The organism is Janthinobacterium sp. P210006, assembly GCF_036231885.1.
GTDB classification, from domain to species: Bacteria; Pseudomonadota; Gammaproteobacteria; order Burkholderiales; family Burkholderiaceae_D; genus Janthinobacterium; species Janthinobacterium violaceinigrum.
Genome location: NZ_JAZARD010000004.1, coordinates 674940 through 692637 on the forward strand (window position 1 = coordinate 674940; position 17698 = coordinate 692637).

The 17698-nt window shown below is 64.1% G+C and carries 14 protein-coding genes; 5 read left to right on the forward strand and 9 right to left on the reverse strand.

Features of this window, described 5'->3' with window-relative positions:
- Positions 1 to 123 precede the first annotated feature (123 nt).
- Positions 124 to 2124 carry a sensor histidine kinase gene (locus VPH41_RS22810; RefSeq protein WP_328571580.1) on the reverse strand — a complete coding sequence of 667 codons (2001 nt, stop codon included), beginning with the start codon at positions 2122 to 2124 and terminating at the stop codon, positions 124 to 126.
- A gap of 80 nt (positions 2125 to 2204) precedes the next feature.
- Here VPH41_RS22810 and VPH41_RS22815 point away from each other — a divergent pair, with 80 nt between their 5' ends.
- The gene (locus VPH41_RS22815; RefSeq protein ID WP_328571581.1) at positions 2205 to 2900 is read left to right on the forward strand and encodes a response regulator transcription factor; all 696 of its coding nucleotides are present in this window, start codon (positions 2205 to 2207) and stop codon (positions 2898 to 2900) included.
- Between the two features lie 336 nt (positions 2901 to 3236).
- Here VPH41_RS22815 and VPH41_RS22820 read toward each other — a convergent pair whose 3' ends face one another.
- Positions 3237 to 3710: an Lrp/AsnC family transcriptional regulator gene (locus VPH41_RS22820; RefSeq protein WP_328571582.1), complete on the reverse strand. Its 474-nt coding sequence runs from the start codon at positions 3708 to 3710 to the stop codon at positions 3237 to 3239.
- Between the two features lie 161 nt (positions 3711 to 3871).
- Here VPH41_RS22820 and glmS point away from each other — a divergent pair, with 161 nt between their 5' ends.
- Entirely contained in the window at positions 3872 to 5701 is a 1830-nt protein-coding gene (gene glmS, locus VPH41_RS22825) for a glutamine--fructose-6-phosphate transaminase (isomerizing) (RefSeq protein ID WP_328571583.1), read from the forward strand.
- Between the two features lie 54 nt (positions 5702 to 5755).
- Here the strand turns inward: glmS and VPH41_RS22830 are convergent, their stop codons facing one another.
- Positions 5756 to 6625 carry a methylenetetrahydrofolate reductase gene (locus tag VPH41_RS22830; protein ID WP_328571668.1) on the reverse strand — a complete coding sequence of 290 codons (870 nt, stop codon included), beginning with the start codon at positions 6623 to 6625 and terminating at the stop codon, positions 5756 to 5758.
- A 28-nt stretch (positions 6626 to 6653) separates the two neighbouring features.
- Positions 6654 to 7553 carry a LysR family transcriptional regulator gene (locus VPH41_RS22835; RefSeq protein WP_328571584.1) on the reverse strand — a complete coding sequence of 300 codons (900 nt, stop codon included), beginning with the start codon at positions 7551 to 7553 and terminating at the stop codon, positions 6654 to 6656.
- A 128-nt stretch (positions 7554 to 7681) separates the two neighbouring features.
- On the opposite strand from VPH41_RS22835, the gene msuE reads away from it, so the two are divergent.
- From msuE to VPH41_RS22850, 3 genes are all read left to right on the forward strand, one after another.
- Entirely contained in the window at positions 7682 to 8263 is a 582-nt protein-coding gene (msuE, locus tag VPH41_RS22840; protein WP_328571585.1) for an FMN reductase, read from the forward strand.
- Between the two features lie 84 nt (positions 8264 to 8347).
- Positions 8348 to 9328 carry a DUF1852 domain-containing protein gene (locus tag VPH41_RS22845; protein ID WP_328571586.1) on the forward strand — a complete coding sequence of 327 codons (981 nt, stop codon included), beginning with the start codon at positions 8348 to 8350 and terminating at the stop codon, positions 9326 to 9328.
- A gap of 24 nt (positions 9329 to 9352) precedes the next feature.
- Entirely contained in the window at positions 9353 to 10378 is a 1026-nt protein-coding gene (locus tag VPH41_RS22850; protein ID WP_328571587.1) for a methionine synthase, read from the forward strand.
- A 112-nt stretch (positions 10379 to 10490) separates the two neighbouring features.
- Here VPH41_RS22850 and VPH41_RS22855 read toward each other — a convergent pair whose 3' ends face one another.
- The 5 genes from VPH41_RS22855 to VPH41_RS22875 form a co-directional block, all read right to left on the reverse strand.
- Positions 10491 to 13199: a bpX6 domain-containing protein gene (locus VPH41_RS22855; protein ID WP_328571588.1), complete on the reverse strand. Its 2709-nt coding sequence runs from the start codon at positions 13197 to 13199 to the stop codon at positions 10491 to 10493.
- Positions 13189 to 15000: a hypothetical protein gene (locus VPH41_RS22860; protein WP_328571589.1), complete on the reverse strand. Its 1812-nt coding sequence runs from the start codon at positions 14998 to 15000 to the stop codon at positions 13189 to 13191. Before VPH41_RS22860 ends, VPH41_RS22855 begins: the two co-directional genes overlap by 11 nt.
- Positions 14997 to 15404, reverse strand: a complete 408-nt coding sequence (locus tag VPH41_RS22865; protein ID WP_328571590.1) for a bpX5 domain-containing protein — start codon at positions 15402 to 15404, stop codon at positions 14997 to 14999. Before VPH41_RS22865 ends, VPH41_RS22860 begins: the two co-directional genes overlap by 4 nt.
- Before the next feature lie 8 nt (positions 15405 to 15412).
- Entirely contained in the window at positions 15413 to 16534 is a 1122-nt protein-coding gene (locus VPH41_RS22870) for an AAA family ATPase (protein WP_328571591.1), read from the reverse strand.
- 159 nt (positions 16535 to 16693) lie between these two features.
- Entirely contained in the window at positions 16694 to 17641 is a 948-nt protein-coding gene (locus tag VPH41_RS22875) for a bifunctional helix-turn-helix transcriptional regulator/GNAT family N-acetyltransferase (protein ID WP_328571592.1), read from the reverse strand.
- Positions 17642 to 17698 lie beyond the last annotated feature (57 nt).

Sequence of the window (17698 nt, forward strand, 5' to 3'; positions counted from 1 at the left end):
TCGTTATAAAAAGCTACAAAGATTTCTGAGCGGAAAGATATCAGAACAGGGAAATTTAAAATTGAGCAAACCTGAGCGATTCCCGACTGATTTAGTCGGGAATGCGCAGGTGCATGCGGTGGATCAGACGGGCAGGCGCAGGGCGAAACTGATGGTGCCGTTGTTGCCGGCGCTGGCCAGTATCACTTGGCCGCCGTGCAATTCGGCGATGCGCTGCACCAGGTACAGGCCCAGCCCGGCGCCGGGTTTGTGCTGGGCGATGCGGCCACGGAAGTATTTCTGGAACAGGCGGGGGATTTCATCGGCGGGCAGCGCTTCTCCCTCGTTGCTGACGGTAATCTGCACGCGGCCGTCATCGAGCATGCCCGCCTGCACGCGGATGGCCAGGGCTTGCGGCGCGTGCCGGTCGGCATTGCTGAGCAGGTTGCGCAGGGCCACGCGCAGCAGGCTGGCATCCACCACGACGCTGTCGGGCAGCGCCTGCACGCTCGCTTCGATGCGGCCGGGCGCCCATTCGGCCAGCACGGCCGCCAGCAGGGCGCGCAAGTCGCATGGCAGGGGGCGGAAGGTTGCCGCGCTCGTTTCCATGCGGTCGGCGCTCAGGTATTCATCCACCAGCGCCGTCATGCGGCCGCTGGCTTCGCGCAGGTTCTGGCAGCGCTGCAGGGTTTTCTCGCGCGGCGCTTCCGTGTTGCGGGCAATTTGCTGGGCCGTGGTATTGATGATGGCCAAGGGCGTGTGGAATTCATGCGACACCATGGCAACGAAATCCTGCTGCTCTTCGCGGGTGCGGGTTTCCACTTCCAGGGCGGCGCGCAATTCGCCTTCCAGCGCGGCGCGCCGGCCGATTTCCTGCCGCAGCGCCGCGGTGCGCAGCGCCACCTGCTCCTCCAGGCGTTCATTCAGGGCGCGCACGGCGCTGACGGCTTCCGCCTGTGCCCGGTCCTTGGCGCGGCGCAATTCGGCATAGCGGCGGTTGAGGCGCAGACTCATCAGCATCATGTGCACAAAGGCGCCCAGGGTGGCCGCATGGTTGGTCCAGAAGTTCGGCGGCACGATGGCCATATTGCGCAGGAAACTGACCACCACGCCCGCATAAAAGATGCCGAAGATAAACAGGAAGGCGCGCGCCGGCCGATGCCCGCGCAGCGCCAGCCAGCTGGCCAGGGTGATGAACAGCACGATCAATGGCAAGGCCGTCATTTGCACGACGAGCACGCCAGCCGCATAGTCGCCGTGCAGCACCAGCAGCGCCCCGCACAGCGCGGCGGCGGCCGTCAAGCCCACCACCACGCGGCTGAAGCGCGGATACAGGGCCGGCAGTTCCAGTTGCAAAGTGGAAAAACGCGCCCCGACGGCGATGGACATCGCCATCGACACGCCCAGCATGGGATCGGACAGCCAGTTCGGCATGGCGAAAATCTGCTGGGGAATGGCGATCGTCAGCGCTTCCGTGGTGGCATTCGTCAGCACGTACAGCAGATACCAGCCGCTGTGGGCTTCGCGCGTCATGCGCCAGAAAAAGATATGGAACAGGATCAGCAGCAAATAGCTGCCGAACTGCAAGCCGTAATACAGGTATTCGCGGCGCGACACATCGTCGAAGGTTTCGCTGGGCAACAAGGTCAGTTCGGTGGACATGGCTTTTTTGCTGTGCAGGCGTACCAGCCAGCGCTGCGGCGTGTCCGCCTGCAGGCGCAGCGGAAACACCACCTGGCGCGCGTCGATGGGCCAGTTGCCGCGCGCCACATCGGCGCCCGCCTCCTGCAAGATCCAGTGGCCCGCCGCGTCCCAGCGGTACAGCCGCACGTCGTCGAGCACGGCGTTGCTGAAACGCAGCACCCATTCATCGGGAGCGGCGGCCGCGCGCGCCACTTCCAGGCGCAGCCAGACGGCGTCCCGCGTGTAGCCGGCGCTGACGGCGCCGGGCAGCGCGCGCCAGCCGGGCGCCGCCAGCGCCGCATCGGGTCCCAGCCGACCCGTCGTGTCGCGCAGCATCTGCAGGTGGCCGCTGGCGGACACGGGCTTCCCGCTGGCCGGCAGCACCAGGGGCGCCGATGCCGCTGATGCAATCTGGGAGAACAGGGCGGTAAACAACAAGCAAATGGCGAGCAGGATTTTCATGGCGACGCAGCTTACCACGGCCAGCGGGGCAGTCAGAAAGACAACTTCCCGGCCCCACGGCGATCGGTTATCCTTGCGCCATGTTGAACCTCATCCTGCTTGAAGACGAAGCTGTGCTGCGCCACGAGTTGACCGAGTTTCTCGGCGATTGCGGCTACCGCGTCAGCGCCGTGGCCGACCTGGCCGCCTTCCACGCCTGCTACGCGCCAGCCGTGCACCGCATTGCCATCATCGACCTGGGCTTGCCCGATGGCGAAGGCATGGTGCTGGTGCGCGCCTTGCGCGCGCAGGGGCAGCCCATCGGCATCGTCGTGTTTACGGCGCGCGGGGCCACGCAGGACAAGGTCAACGGACTGGGCGGTGGTGCCGACTACTACCTGCCCAAGAGCGCCGACCTCGACGAGCTGGCCGCCACCCTGGGCGCGCTGGCCCGGCGTCTCGGTGCGCCGCCTGCCGCCGCGCCGCCCTCCACGGCCTGGGTGCTGGAACTGGGACCGCGCCGCCTCTTGCCGCCCGGCTGCGGCGCCATTGCGCTGTCGCAACAGGACGTCACCGTGCTGCACGCGCTGATGGCCGAGCCGGAACGCATCGTCAGCCGCCAGCAGATCGTGCAATCGCTGGGCGAGGATTTTCTCACCTACGACCAGCGCCGTCTGGACACCCAGATCAGCCGCCTGCGCCGCAAGGCCGAACAGGCGGCGGGCCTGGCGCTGCCCATCAATACCGCCCGCAATGCCGGCTATCGCTTCTTTGCCGACGCCGAAGTGCGCCCCTGAACGGTCCGTCTGCCGCTGCTGAGCAGCTGTGGATAAGCCTGTCGATAAGTGGGCTGGCAACTTGTTGGCAAGCTGTGCGCAAGCGGTGTACAAGTTTCGCTGTGGATACTTTGTCTTGCTTGTCTGTCGCTCTTCATGGACGGCGCAGCGCCTGCCTTGGCCATCGCGTGCCAGTCCAGGCGTGTTTCCTGCCGTCTCTCGTCGTGCTGCCCTTGCCTGCTTCCGTGTTACCTATGCAGGTGCTTGTGTATAAGTTTGTGCATAAGCGTCGCATAAGCGGTGGAAAAGCACGGTATAAATCTGTGGGCAAGCGGTGGGTAAGTTGAATCGAAGAAATCACACAGCGATGCGCGTCTCGAATTTGCTGCGGAACGTGGAGAAATAGCTTTTCACGTTGCGCACATTCGCGTGCGCGGCAAACAGGCGGTGCGCCAGCGCGTGGTAGGCGGGCATGTCGGCCACCTGCACCATCAGCACGAAGTCGGGCCCGGGCGAGACGCGGTAGCATTGCAGCACGGCTGCTTCCATCGCCACGAGCTGCTCGAATTCCGCCATGCGTTCCGCCGCCTGCACATCGAGCGTGATTTCCACGATGGCCGTCAGGCGCGCGCCCACCAGTTGCGGCGCGACGATGGCTACCTGCCGTTCGATGACGCCCCTATCGATCAAATGCTTGACGCGCCGCAAGCAGGTGGGCGCCGAAACGTGCACGGATCGCGCCAGCTCACTGTTGGTTTGCGATGCATCAATTTGCAAGGCATTCAGGATGCGACGATCGATCTCGTCCAGGGTAATGTTGCTATCGTTCATGATTGTGATGAATTGGAAAATAAATTGATTCTAAATGAAATAATATTTCACCGTAAAATGATGATGAAATATTCATTCAAAAGTTCCGTGATTTAGAAAGCTTATTTCACACGCTCTGCATTAGCATGCATGCATTGATTAAATTTTAGACAGAGGTTTCCATGTGCGGCATCGTCGGCGCGGTAGCGCAACGTAATATCACTCCCATCCTGCTTGAAGGCTTGAAGCGCCTGGAATACCGCGGCTACGATTCCTGCGGCATCGCCCTGCATGCCGATGGCCGTTTGCAGCGTTCGCGCTCCACCTCGCGCGTGGCCGAGCTGGAAAAGCAGATCGCCGAAGAAGGCTTGAGCGGCTTTACGGGCATCGCCCACACGCGCTGGGCCACGCATGGCGCCCCTGTCTCGTTCAATGCCCACCCGCACTTTTCCCCAACGGAAGAGAACGCCCGCGTGGCGCTGGTGCATAACGGCATCATCGAAAACCACGACGAACTGCGCGCCGAACTGACGGCCCTCGGCTACGTCTTCCAGAGCCAGACGGACACGGAAGTGATCGCCCACCTGGTCGAGCACATGTACAACGGCGACCTGTTTGAAACCGTGCAGCAGGCCGTCAAACGCCTGGACGGCGCGTATGCGATTGCCGTCTTCTGCCGCGACGAGCCGCACCGCGTGGTGGCCGCGCGCCAGGGTTCACCCCTGATCGTCGGCCTGGGCAACGGTGAAAACTTCGTCGCGTCCGACGCCATGGCCCTGGCCGGCACGACGGACCAGATCATCTACCTGGAAGAAGGCGACGTGGTCGACCTGCAACTGTCGCGCTGCTGGATCGTCGACGTCGATGGCAAGCCCGTCGAGCGCGAAGTGAAAACCGTGCATGCGCACACGGGCGCGGCCGAGCTGGGCCCGTACCGCCACTACATGCAGAAGGAAATTTTTGAGCAGCCGCGCGCCATCGGCGACACGCTCGAAGGCGTGACGGGCATCATGCCGGAACTGTTCGGCGACAATGCCTATGCCATCTTCAAGCAGATCGACCGCGTGCTGATCCTTGCCTGCGGCACCAGCTCGTATGCGGGCATGACGGCCAAGTACTGGATCGAAGCGATCGCCAAGGTGCCCGTCAGCGTGGAAGTGGCCAGCGAATACCGCTACCGCGACAGCGTGCCGCACCCGAACACCCTGGTCGTCACCATTTCGCAAAGCGGCGAAACGGCCGACACCCTGGCCGCCCTGAAACATGCGCGCAGCCTGGGCATGCAGCACACCCTGACCATCTGCAACGTGGCCACCAGCGCCATGGTGCGCGAATGCGCGCTGGCCTACATCACGCGCGCTGGCGTGGAAGTGGGCGTGGCTTCGACCAAGGCGTTTACGACGCAGCTGGCGGGCCTGTTCCTGCTGACCCTGTGCCTGGCGCAAGTCAACGGCCGCCTGGACGAAGCACAGGAAGCGGCGCACCTGAAAGCCATGCGCCACCTGCCCGTCGCCATCGCTTCCGTGCTGGCGCTGGAACCGCAGATCATCGCCTGGTCCGAAGAATTCGCGCGCAAGGAAAACGCCCTCTTCCTGGGCCGCGGCATGCACTACCCGATCGCCCTGGAAGGCGCCTTGAAGCTGAAGGAAATTTCGTACATTCACGCCGAAGCGTATCCGGCCGGCGAACTGAAGCATGGCCCGCTGGCCCTGGTGACGAATGAAATGCCCGTCGTCACCATCGCGCCAAACGATGCGCTGATCGAAAAGCTGAAATCGAACATGCAGGAAGTGCGCGCCCGCGGCGGCCAGCTGTACGTCTTCGCCGACGTCGATTCGCGCATCAGCTCCGGCGAAGGCCTGCACGTGATCCGCCTGCCCGAGCACTACGGCGACCTGTCGCCGATCCTGCACGTGGTCGCGCTGCAATTGCTGGCCTATCACACGGCACTGGCGCGCGGCACGGATGTGGACAAGCCACGCAATCTGGCCAAGTCGGTGACGGTGGAGTAAGCAGGCTGGATGTTGCCTGTCGCTGGCGGCGCGCTGCCGCCGGCGAGGCGGCCATTACCCAGAAGCCGGGTGGGTGCGGGAACGGTACTGTTCTATCCACTTCACGGACTGGGCGATGCCGCCAAAGGGAAAGAAATGCAGGCTGACCTTGCCATGTGCCTCGGTCAGCCCGGCGGCCAGGCGCTCGACAAACAGGTCCGGCCCCGCCGTGCCGAACAGCTTGCCGATGGACACGCCGTACTTGGACCACATCGAGGCGCAGGCGCTCACGCCGCACAAGGCGGCATAGCGGGCCAGCACGGCGATGCTGGCGGGGCCCGGCACGCCCACGCGCACCGGGTGTTCAATGCCGCGCGCGCGCAGCGCTTTCAACCACGTCAATACAACGTCGGCATCAAACGCAAACTGCGTGACGATCAAGGGCGTCATGCCGCGCTGCACGATGCTGCGGCACTTGCGTTCAAGCACATTCCACTGATCGGCCGTACTCATGACCGGATGGCCTTCCGGGTGACCTCCCACGCCGATCACCTTGATGCCCGCGCGCTCGAACACGCCTGTGTCGATCAGCGCGGCACTGTCGGTAAACGGCCCCACGGGGGTGGATGGATCGCCGGCGATCACGAAGCAGCGCTCGACGCCCGCTTCCGCCACGGCACGCTGGACGAATGACTCAAACCCGGCGAGCGAGGCGATGCGGCGCGCAGACAAGTGCGGCATGGGCTCGAAGCCGAGTCCGCGCACGGTCCGCACGGCGGCCAGCCGCGCAGCGTTGTCCTCGCGCGGCAGGTAGGGAATGGCAATCGTTGACGCGGGCACGATGCGGGGCGCCGCTGCGCTCAACGCCGGCATGTCCTTCGCACTGACTTCCAGCGAATAGGCGTGCGTGATGCTGCCAGCGGGCCTGGACTGAGCGGGATGCATCAAGAGATGACCGATGGCGTCGCTGGGGTCACTGCGCACTGGCGATGGCAGGCTGGCGCGCCAGTGCGATGAAGGCCCGCACGTAGTCGATGGCGGTGTCCGTTTCGCGCGCCCCCAGGAAGATCTGCTTGGCCACGCCATGCACGCCCAGTCGCACAGGCACCACGTCCATCTTGAGCGCGTATTCCTCGACCAGCCAGCGCGGCAGGGCGGCCACGCCGCGGCCGCTGGCCACCATCTGCAGCATGATGTCGGTGGTTTCGATGGCTTTGTGGCGCTTGGGCGTGACACCGGCCGGCAGCAGGAACTGGTTATAGATGTCCAGGCGCTCGATGTCCACGGGGTAGCTGATCAGCACTTCCTGGGTCAGTTGCTGGGGCTTCACATAGGCGGCCGACGCCAGGGCATGGCCCTTGGCCACGACGAGCACCTGCTCGTAGTCGAACACGGGTTCGAATGTCAGCCCCGGCTTGTACAGCGGGTCGGGCGTGACCAGCAGGTCGATCTCGTAGCCGAAGAGCGCGCCGATCCCGCCGAACTGGAACTTCTGCTTGACGTCCACGTCCACGTCGGGCCATGCGGTCAGATAGGGCGAGACCACCTTCAGCAGCCACTGGTAGCACGGGTGGCATTCCATGCCGATGCGCAGCGCACCGCGCTCGCCCTGCGCGAACTGGCCCAGGCGTTCTTCGGCCAGGTCCAGCTGCGGCAGCACCCGGTTCGCCACCGCCAGCAAGTACTGGCCGGCCTGCGTCAGGCGCAGGTTGCGCCCTTCGCGCAGCCACACATCGGTACCCAGCTGCTGCTCCAGCTTTTTCATGCTGTGGCTCAGGGCCGACTGGGTCAGGTGCAGCACGCCCGCGGCGGCCGTCAAGGACCCCTGTTTCTCGACCTGCTGGACGATGCTGAGGTGGATGCGTTCAAGCATTGAGATGAGCCATGTTCATGGATGTATGAAATAAGACCATTATACTTCATCGATCCCCGCCGCTATCATCGATCCCCTTGCTGCCGGCAGTTGTCGGCCCTCGCGCATCCATCCATATGAAAGCAAACATGACACGTCCACTGCGTTTAGTAGCGGTTTCCGGCGGGCTGCAACGCCCGTCCAAGGCTGCGGCCCTGGCAGCGCACCTGCTGGACCTGATCGCCGACGCCGTTCCGTGCGAGCAGCGCCTGGTCGAACTGGGCCAGCTCGCACCGCAGCTGGCCGGCGCGAGCTGGCGATCGCAACTGCCCCATACGGTGGAGCGGGAACTTGCGGCGGTCGAGCAGGCGGACATCCTGGTGGTGGCAACCCCGGTCTTCCGCGGCTCGTACACGGGACTGTTCAAGCACTTCTTCGATTTTATTGACCAGGATGCCCTGATCGACAAGCCCGTCCTGTTGGCGGCCACCGGCGGCAGCGAGCGCCATGCGCTGATGATCGACCACCAGTTGCGGCCGCTGTTCAGCTTTTTCCAGGCACGCACCCTGCCGCTGGGCGTGTACGCGACCGACAAGGATTTCGCCGACTACCGCCTGCAGAACGAGGCCCTGATCCAGCGGGCCGCACTGGCGGTCCAGCGGGCATTGCCGTTGCTCGAATTGACGGGCCATGCGCGGCCAGCCGCCGCCAACGAAGCGGTCGCGGCCTGATACGCAGACCAGAACTTTTTAAAACACTGAATCGGCCATCACCAGATTCAGATTTTTTCGCAGAAATCGGGACACCAGATCACCATGAGCAAAGACTTTACATTCAGCATCAAGAGCATTGTTTTCGATGAAAATTATCATCCAGCAGACAATACGCGCCTGACGACCAACTTTGCCAATCTGGCCAGGGGAAAGAGCCGCCAGGAAAACTTGCGCAACACCCTGAAAATGATCGACAGCCGCTTCAACAGCCTGGCGCATTGGGACAACCCGAAGGCGGACCGCTACTCTGTCGAACTCGAAATCATTTCCGTCGAGTTGAATATCGATGTCCAAGGCGGCAATATCCCATTGATCGAGATATTGAAACCGACCGTTATCGACAAAAAAACCGGAGAACGCATCGATGGGATCGCGGGCAATAACTTCTCCTCCTACGTGCGCGATTACGACTTCAGCGTCGTGCTGCCAGAGCACAACAATGATAAATCCACCTTCGGCGTTCCGGATAATTTCGGCGACTTTCATGGCAAGCTGTTCAAACACTTTGTCCAATCCAATGCTTACAAGGAGCGCTTCAGCAAGCCGCCCGTCATCTGCATCAGCGCCTCGAGCAGCAAGACCTATCATCGGACGGAAAATCATCACCCGATACTGGGCGTCGAGTATCAGCAGAATGAATTTTCCTCGACCGATCAATATTTCGAAAAAATGGGCTTGCAGGTGCGCTATTTCATGCCGCCAAACAGTTTGGCGCCGTTGGCCTTTTATTTTGTCGGCGACCTGCTTGGCGACTACACGAATCTGGAGCTGATCGGCACCATCAGCACGATGGAGACATTCCAGAAGATTTACCGGCCCGAAATCTACAATGCCAATTCGGCGGCGGGGAAGTTGTATCAGCCCAGCCTGAAGAACCAGGATTACTCGCTGACGCAAATTGTGTATGACCGGGAAGAGCGCAGCCAGCTGGCTGTCAAGCAGGGCAAATATACAGAAGAGCACTTCATCAAGCCATACAAAAATATTCTTGAACAATGGGCTGCGACCACGCTCTCTCATTAACCCACATACACGAAATTACTGATCATGAAAAAATTATTGCCTACTTCGACCGCCGGCAGCCTGCCCAAACCTTCCTGGCTGGCACAGCCTGAAAAGCTGTGGTCCCCTTGGAAATTACAAGACGAGGAACTGGTTGAGGGAAAACAGGATGCGTTGCGTCTGTCGCTGCAGGAACAGCAGCACGCAGGCATCGATATCGTCAGCGACGGCGAACAAACCCGTCAGCATTTTGTCACCACGTTCATCGAGCATCTGAGCGGCGTGGATTTTGAAAAACGCGAGACCGTCAGAATCCGCGACCGCTACGATGCGAGCGTGCCGACCGTCGTCGGCGCCGTGAGCCGCCCCAAGCCCGTGTTTGTCGAAGACGCCCGGTTCTTACGCCAGCAAACCACGCAGCCCATCAAATGGGCCTTGCCAGGTCCGATGACGATGATCGATACGCTGTATGACAGCCACTACAAGAGCCGCGAAAAACTGGCCTGGGAATTCGCCAAGATCCTCAATCAGGAAGCCCGGGAATTGGAGGCTGCCGGCGTCGACATCATCCAGTTTGACGAACCCGCATTCAATGTTTTCTTTGATGAGGTGAATGACTGGGGGATTGCCACCCTGGAGCGGGCGATCGAAGGCCTCAAGTGCGAAACGGCCGTCCACATTTGCTATGGCTACGGCATCAAGGCCAATACGGACTGGAAAAATACGCTGGGGTCCGAGTGGCGTCAGTATGAAGAGTCGTTCCCCAAGCTGCAGCAATCGAGTATCGACATCATCTCGCTGGAATGCCAGAACTCGCGTGTTCCCATGGACCTGATTGAACTCATCCGCGGCAAAAAAGTGATGGTCGGCGCCATCGACGTGGCCTCCAATACCATTGAAACGCCGGAGGACGTGGCCAGCACCCTGCGCAAAGCGCTGCAGTTTGTCGATGCCGACAAGCTCTATCCGAGCACCAACTGCGGCATGGCGCCGCTGGCGCGCCGGGTCGCCAGAGGCAAACTGCATGCGCTCAGCGCCGGCGCAGAAATCATCCGCAGAGAAATCTCGTAGCAGGCTGGGGAAGTGCCGTTTCGGTCCGTCGCCCAAGGCGACGTGCCGAATGCGATCCTGCCCTCCCCCTATGGAGATTCTATGCTCCATATCAGGCCGATCCTGCACGCATCTATGCCAGCGTCAGCGTGTGCACCTGGCTGTTTTCGCAGTCGATATCGATCAGCCGGCCAGCGTCGTCGAACAACAGGATGTGGTCGTCATCGACATGCACGCGCGCCGTTTCGCAGTCTGCCAGCAGCAACTGGGCCAGGATGGATCCCGTCCTGCCATTGGCCACCAGACATTCCAGGATACTGTCGTCGTTGTGGTGGCTGCGCACCAGCAGCAAACCTGCCGCCTGGGTCACCTCGGGAACTGAAGCAATCACCTGCAAGGGCAGCGTCAAGGGCGCGGTGGCGCCGCCGTGATGCACTTGCAGGCAGGGATGCCCGCCATCTTCCATGATGTAGGCCAGGGTCGGCGCGTCACGCGTGCTATGCGGCAGCAGTGCCATCGCCGTATCGCGTGGATAGGGGAAGCTGTCGCGCTGCACCAGGCGGCGCGCGGGCAATTGATAGCGCCATTGCTGGATGTCCTTCGCCGTCGACAGCAGCAAGGTTTGCGTTCCGTACTCTTCCTGGAAGGCTACCACCCGGCCCGGCAAGTCGGCTACCTGCCAGCTTACGGCCAGCTGGTCCCTGCTGGTATCGATGGCGACGAGCCGGTTGTCGATCACCGCGTTCCAGATCAGACCGTCATAGTTGTCAGCCCAGAAGCGCAGCGGTTCGATGATCCAGTCCGAGACCTTGCGCACGCTCAGGTCGATGCGGCTGACGCGCCACATGCTGTCGCGCGGCACCAGTGCCAGCGCGCGCTGGCCGCCGGCCGCCATCACCAGCCGCGTCGCCGGCACGGCGAACTGCGCCAGTTGCCGGCCATGCCGGTCGATGCGGATCACGCCGCCCTCGCCCAGCGCCAGCAGGTAATGGCCATCAGGCAGGCGGCGTGCATCATGGATCGTCAGCAGGCCCCGTTCGGTCAGATGCACCCGCAATGGTTCGCTGCGCTTTCTCAGCTCGGGGAGCGGTGCCATCGCAGGCAAGGTCAATGCCTGCAGGTCGGCCTGCAGGACGGAGCCGTCGGACAGTGACAGCAGCCTGGTCAGTGATTTCTTGTCGAACGCGATACGTTCGGCCATGCGGTCGGCCAGCAGGGGGCGCATGAGTTCCGCCGTCACACGCCTGGTGGCCGGCGAATGTGGCGACAGCACCAGCAATTCCATGCCCAGACGCATGCGCTGCTGCGCGCCTTCCTCGCTGTCGTCGTCGAGCAACTGCAGCACGGCCGCTTCGCTATCGGCCAGACTGGCTGGCAGCAAGGCCAGCTTTTTCAGCAGCGCCCGCATGCCCAGCACGCCGCCCGTGCGTTCGCCTTCCAGCAGCCATGCCAGCGCCTTGCCCTGCTGCTCCGGCAACGGCCAGATGGCTTCCGCCGCTTCGCTCAGCTGGCCGCGCAAGGCCAGATCCTCGGCCCACAGCAGGCGCATCTCCAGTGCTTGCGGACTGCGGCGCCGTTCCAGCAGCTGCACCGCGGCGGCGAATGCCTGGCCGAGCCGGGCCAGCTTCACCGCCCGTTCGACGTCGCCCGCCATGCACCACAGGCGCACGGCGACTTCGGGCGCCAGCTCCATGGTTTCCGCCAGCTGCGCGGCTTGCTTGATGCGGCCCTTTTTCTCCAGATAGTCGACCGCCTCGCTACCGCATTTGAGCAGTTCCGCCAGCACGTAGGTGGCTTCGTCGATCTTGCCTTCACGATCGAGCCGCTCGAAGGTGGCGCGGTAGGTGCCGCGCAAGTACTGTTCCAGCTCGCCACCGAGGCTGATCGTGCTGCTCGCCTGACCGGGGCCGGAGATCTCCAGGCTGGTGCGCGGGCGTGGCGTGCCGAAGGCGGGACGCCGCGCCTGCGACAGCGTGTCGAGCGGGATCGCATGGCGCAGGGCTTCGCGCACGTCGCCCTGTTCCAGCAGATGCATCATCTTGCGCAGATAGGCGGCCTGGCGCCAGCCGATCACCGTGGAGGCGCGCGTCATGATCGCCAGCCGGGTCGCCAGCGCGTCCAGGCGTTGCTGCAGCGCCGATGGCGGTCTTTGTTGCCGGCGGCCGTGCGCTTGCGCGGGAGCCGCCTGCTTGCGTCCGCCGAGCAGCTTGATCAAGCCCAGCGGTATGGCGCCCAGCAGGACGGCCGCTACGCCCGCCACCGCCAGCGCAATGCCGGCGCCGCGCCGCATGGCCGTGCCGCCGTGTTGCACCTTGTCCACTTGGCGTAGAAACGCTTCGCGTTTGTCACTGGGCGGTGCAAGTGCGTCCGCGAAGATGTCGCGCACGGGCAGCGTTTCCAGCAGGGCCGCGGTAGCGGCAGTCGCAGCGACTGGTGGCGGACGCAATGGCGCATGCAGGGGAATCGCGCGCAGATCGAGCCAGGCGGCCGGATCGATACGAGGCGCCGCCGCAAGGCTGATCAGCTGCGCCTGTGCCGCGCGCACCAGCCAGATGCCGGACGGAGGCGTGGCCGCCCGTTCGTCCGCCGCCAGCGGCGCGCTGCTGAGGATGCCCGCCTGTTCGCACAGCGGCAAGCCATCCAGCGCGGCGCAGTGGCTGTAGCGCGGCGTTGCCAGCAACAGCAGGAAACCCTCCTGTACCCGGTGCAGGCGGGCACCCGGCGCCCAGTGCCGCAGCACGCGGCGGCGCACCTCGGCCTCGCCCAGCAGGGCCAGGTCGAACCACAGCGCATGCACCAGCTGCATGCCGTCATGCAGGGGGCGGCGGACCTTATGACTCATCAATGTCTCTATCGCAGGAAATTTGCAGCAGCGCTTGTTCCTCGTCGATATTGCACACGACGAGGGTACTGCTCTTGGCCGTGATCCACGCGATGCGCGCGCTGACCGGATCCATGCTGGCTTGCTGTATCGCTTCGGGCGAAGTGGCCAGCGTGTAGCGCAGATGGCCGACCCGCAATTCGATGCGGCGGTGGCCCGGATGCAGCACCACCAGGCCGGGGTTGGGGTTTTTCTGGCTGATGGCCACGCCCAGCACGATGGCGCCATCATCGATGTCCATCGTCTCGCCCGTGTCGTGGCTGCCGACCCACCAGCGGCTCGCGCCGGTCTTGATCGCCAGCAGGTTGCCGCTGTGGCCGGCATGCACGCCTTTCAAGGCGCCGTGCAGCAGCTTGCTGCCTTGTTGCTCGATCCGCTGCATCTTGTACGGGAGCGCATTCTGGCGATGCCAGTGATACAGCTGCACGCCGTCGCCATCGGTACAGCCGATATACAGCGAGTCCCCCAGCTGGTCAACGCCGATCACGTTGTCGAGCACAGGGTGGAAGGACACGATGGGCGCTTGCTTGGGCGATGCCGGCGGGGTGGCTTGCCAGCAGACCAGCCGCCCTTTGGTATCGAGCACAACAACGTGTTCGTAGCACTCGATGCGGTGGTTCGCCAGCAGATAGAACGTCTGCAGCCATCGCCCCATGCCGGGTGGCGCATGGAAGTGTTCCCGCGGCGGCCGGTCGCACATGACCGGTTTGCTGGAAAACAGGGGGCCGGGAAAGCTGTGAAAACCCAGCGTGCCGCCGGCCGAGGTGATACAGGACAGCGTCGGCTTGAACACGCCTGCCGCCAGGATGGCGCCATGCTTCGGCGCGGAGATGATGCGCGGCTTGCCGGGTTTGACGGAGGCCGACTGCGGCACGTGATAGATGACCGCACCGCCATTGAGTTGCGCCACACACACGAGGTTGCCGCCGCTGCTGAAGCGCGGCGCCTGTGCGCGTGACGGCTGATGGCCCCGGTGATGGATCACGCCCGCCGGCGCGCGCGGCGCAAACGGTTTTCTCAGCAGGCGCACGCCTGTCGGCGCGTCGGGCAATTCCAGCTGCACGGTGCGGTAGTCATGCCGTTGCCGCACGCTGACATTGAGATGGTTGCCGCAGAGGGCGCGGCGGATCGCCACCCGCTCACGGGCTTGCTTGGGCGCCTCGCCGGCAACGCCGATCAGCCAGCAGTCGGCCAGATCGCTGCCGAGCCTGGTTTGCCACTGCTGGCCCGCGTCGGCGGGCGCCGCGTGCAGGGTGCGCGATTGGAGCAGCTTGCGCAAGCCTTCCAGCCCGGTCTGTTCGAACAGGACGCCGGGCCGCTGCCAGATGCCCCAGCTGAACTGGGCGCCAGCCTGCTGCGCGCGGCGCGCCAGCAGGATGAACAGCGCCAGATGCGCCAGGCGGGGCTCGCCCAGCTGGGACGGGCCCGCGTCGAACAGCGCCACGCTGCGCAGCGAGCGCTGGTGCACCGCCGGCTCGGGGCCGTTGAACAGCAGCTCGCCGCTGGCGGCGCGGCGCAGGAATTCGTCCGGCTCGGCGTCGGCATACACCCATTCCGTCATCAGCAGGCGTTCGTAATGGCCGCGCCGGACGATATTGCCGATGCCGGCAGGCTCGGCGCCGCGCTCCAGCGTGGCGGTGCTGAGCTTGCCGACCAGCGGATGCATGCGCAGCAGCAGTGCGCCGACGGCGGGCGCCAGGTCGGGCGGAAACAGCGTGAGCCACGGCGCCCACGGCTCCAGTGCGGCTGGCAGCGAGGTCATGCCAGCTCCCCGGCCAGCCAGTCCAGCAAGGATGGCGTCAGCGCCTGGGCCGCAGCCAGCGGCAGCAGCAGTTCCGGCGCAGGCCACAGCAGTACCGGGCTGCTGCCGGCACGCTCGACCAGATTGGTTTGCACCAGGTCCGCCGGCAGCGCCGGTTCCAGATGCGTTGGCGTCCACAGGTTGGGGGCGTGCGGATCCGGGGCGCAGTAGCGCGCGCCGTCGATCCATGGCAGCGCATCGTTCGCGCCCAGCAGTACTATCAGGTCGCGCGTGGCCAGCACCGACAAGGCCAGCAACTGGCTGGCAGTGCAGGCGTGCAGGCGCGCCAGCAGCGCCGGGACCAGCGCAGCGGGCGCCACCATGCCGGCCGGCGCCAGCGGGGTGGCGCGCGCTTGCCATGCCATTACCTGCATCAGGCCGTGCTCGCCGCGGCGACCAGCTGCTGGCGGCGTTGCGCCAGAGGCTCCGGTAGCTGCGCGGCATCGAAGTTGGCGTCGATTTCGCGCAGCAGCGCTTCGATGCGCGGGCGGGCATCGCTGGCGCCTGTGTTCGCCAACAGCAGGTCGGCGTTTTCTGCCAGCCGCGCCAGTCGCGCCATCGGCTGTTGCGACGCCTGTTCGACCACCGCGTGCAGCAGCGGATGGCTGGCGTCCGCCAGCAGTTCGCGCAGGATTTCGCGCGCGCTGAGCTGGCCTGCAGCCGTCGGGATCACGTACAGCAGCGGCCACAGGTCGGCGCGGGTGGCCGCCTTGCGGCCGGCCAGCACGGCTGCCGCCGCGATCAGCTGCTGGGCCTTGACGATGCGGCGGTCCGACAGTTGTACCTGGGCCTGGCGCAGCAGGCGGATCGCCTGTGCCAGCGCCAGCCGTACACCCTCCATGTCGACCTGCGGCACGGCCTGGTTCAGCACGTCGAGGCTGGACAGGTCGAGCATGGCCGCCACCTTGTGCTGGCCAGCTGCCCAGCCGCCCGCCAGCAGATCTTCCAGGCGGTTGTCGGGCACCGGCTCGACAAACACGTGCAGCAGGAAGCGGTCGGCGAACGCCGCCAGGCCCTCATCCTCGGGCAGCGCATTGGCGGCGCCGACACAGACCCGCAGCGGACACGCGATGCGCGTATGGCCGCGCCGGAACTGGCGCTCGTTCAGCAGTCCAAGCAGGGTGTTGAGGATGGCGGTCGAGCCAAGGAAGACTTCATCGAGGAAGGCGATTTCCGCCTCGGGCAGCATCCCGGCGATATCCGTTTCCACCTGGCCCACGCGCAGTTTGCTCAGGTTGACGGGGCCGAACAGCTCGGATGGTTCCGTGAAGCGGCCCAGCAGATATTCGAAATACTGTCCACCCAGGCTCTGGGCCACGCGCCGTACTACTGCGCTTTTCGCCGTGCCGGGCGGCCCGATCACCAGCAGATGTTCGCGCGCCACGGCCGCCAGTATCATCAGTTCGGCCAGTTGTTCGCGATCGACCAGGCCAGCGGTGGCCTCGCGAATGGCGGCTCGTAAATGCTGCGCGGCTTGATTCACAGGCAATGTCATGGGTGCACTAGTTTATATTCAGAATAATTTAATATTTTAACAAGAAGTTGATATATTGTCTTGTGGAAATTTTTGTTGTCAGCACCTATGGCTGCCGCCGTCCCGCCGAGCGCCGCCTGTGCGTGCCGGCAGGGCGCGATGCCGGGAACGGGGGCCAGCTCACAGATCGCATTCCCAGGTTTCATCGACCATCGCCTGGCCAAACGCATGCACGGGCTGCTGCGCCACCAGCACATAGCCTTTGCCCTGGTAAATCTGGCGCGCGCTTTTCTGCTGATCGGTGGTCCACAGGCGCATCTTGCGGTAGCCGGCGGCGCGGGCGAAGCGGTGGCATTCGTCCACCAGGTGCGATCCCAGGCCATGGCCGCGCGCCGCTTCTTCCACCAGAAGTAGGCGCAGCTTGGCCACGCCGGCTTCATCGCTGCGCGCCACGGCGATCGAGCCGACCGCTTGCCCTGCCATTTCAGCGATCCAGCAATGTTCCAAGGCCGGATCGAAGTGGCGTGCGAACTCCGCGCAGATGTGTCCGACCAGCTGTTCAAAACTGGCATCCCAGCCGTGCTGCGTGGCATACACCTCGCCATGGCGGCGCGCGATCCATTCCATGTCGCCGGCGCGGTGCGCACGCAGCACGAAAGGCTGGGCATATTTCATGCCTGAGGGCGCCGCGTTACTGCCGAGCAGTTCGCCGATGGTCTGCATGGCATCGAGCAAGCGCAGCTGCTGTGCTTCGTCGAGGGGCGCCAGCATCTCGCCCACTTCGTCGCGCGAACGCTGGTCCAGCGGCGCATACACGCTGCGGCCGTGCTGGGTCAGATGCAGCAACTTCGTGCGGCCGTCGCTGGCGCAAGGCACTTTGCCGACCAGCCCGGCATTTTCAAACTTGGCGACAATGCGGCTCAGGTAGCCGCGATCAAGGCCGAGGTCGCGGCATAGCGCGGCCGACGGCCGGTCGCCATGGTGCGCCAGTTCGTCCAGCACGCGCGATTCGGTCAGCGTGAATTCGCTATGCAGCAAGCCTTCGCGCAAGACGCCGATGTGGCGCGTAAAGAAGCGGTTGAACGCACGGACGGCCGCGACACGGTCGCTGGAAACCTGGACAGGCATGATATCTCCACAATCTATATGCAAGCCATTGTGCGGCATATTGTTGACTCAGTCAAC

Excerpts from the sequence above, each read along its gene's own strand:
- VPH41_RS22810 (WP_328571580.1), bottom strand. The coding sequence starts at position 2,124 with ATGAAAATCCTGCTCGCCATTTGCTTGTTGTTTACCGCCCTGTTCTCC.
- VPH41_RS22815 (WP_328571581.1), top strand. The coding sequence starts at position 2,205 with ATGTTGAACCTCATCCTGCTTGAAGACGAAGCTGTGCTGCGCCACGAG.
- VPH41_RS22820 (WP_328571582.1), bottom strand. The coding sequence starts at position 3,710 with ATGAACGATAGCAACATTACCCTGGACGAGATCGATCGTCGCATCCTG.
- glmS (WP_328571583.1), top strand. The coding sequence starts at position 3,872 with ATGTGCGGCATCGTCGGCGCGGTAGCGCAACGTAATATCACTCCCATC.
- VPH41_RS22830 (WP_328571668.1), bottom strand. The coding sequence starts at position 6,625 with ATGCATCCCGCTCAGTCCAGGCCCGCTGGCAGCATCACGCACGCCTAT.
- VPH41_RS22835 (WP_328571584.1), bottom strand. The coding sequence starts at position 7,553 with ATGCTTGAACGCATCCACCTCAGCATCGTCCAGCAGGTCGAGAAACAG.
- msuE (WP_328571585.1), top strand. The coding sequence starts at position 7,682 with ATGACACGTCCACTGCGTTTAGTAGCGGTTTCCGGCGGGCTGCAACGC.
- VPH41_RS22845 (WP_328571586.1), top strand. The coding sequence starts at position 8,348 with ATGAGCAAAGACTTTACATTCAGCATCAAGAGCATTGTTTTCGATGAA.
- VPH41_RS22850 (WP_328571587.1), top strand. The coding sequence starts at position 9,353 with ATGAAAAAATTATTGCCTACTTCGACCGCCGGCAGCCTGCCCAAACCT.
- VPH41_RS22855 (WP_328571588.1), bottom strand. The coding sequence starts at position 13,199 with ATGAGTCATAAGGTCCGCCGCCCCCTGCATGACGGCATGCAGCTGGTG.
- VPH41_RS22860 (WP_328571589.1), bottom strand. The coding sequence starts at position 15,000 with ATGACCTCGCTGCCAGCCGCACTGGAGCCGTGGGCGCCGTGGCTCACG.
- VPH41_RS22865 (WP_328571590.1), bottom strand. The coding sequence starts at position 15,404 with ATGGCATGGCAAGCGCGCGCCACCCCGCTGGCGCCGGCCGGCATGGTG.
- VPH41_RS22870 (WP_328571591.1), bottom strand. The coding sequence starts at position 16,534 with ATGACATTGCCTGTGAATCAAGCCGCGCAGCATTTACGAGCCGCCATT.
- VPH41_RS22875 (WP_328571592.1), bottom strand. The coding sequence starts at position 17,641 with ATGCCTGTCCAGGTTTCCAGCGACCGTGTCGCGGCCGTCCGTGCGTTC.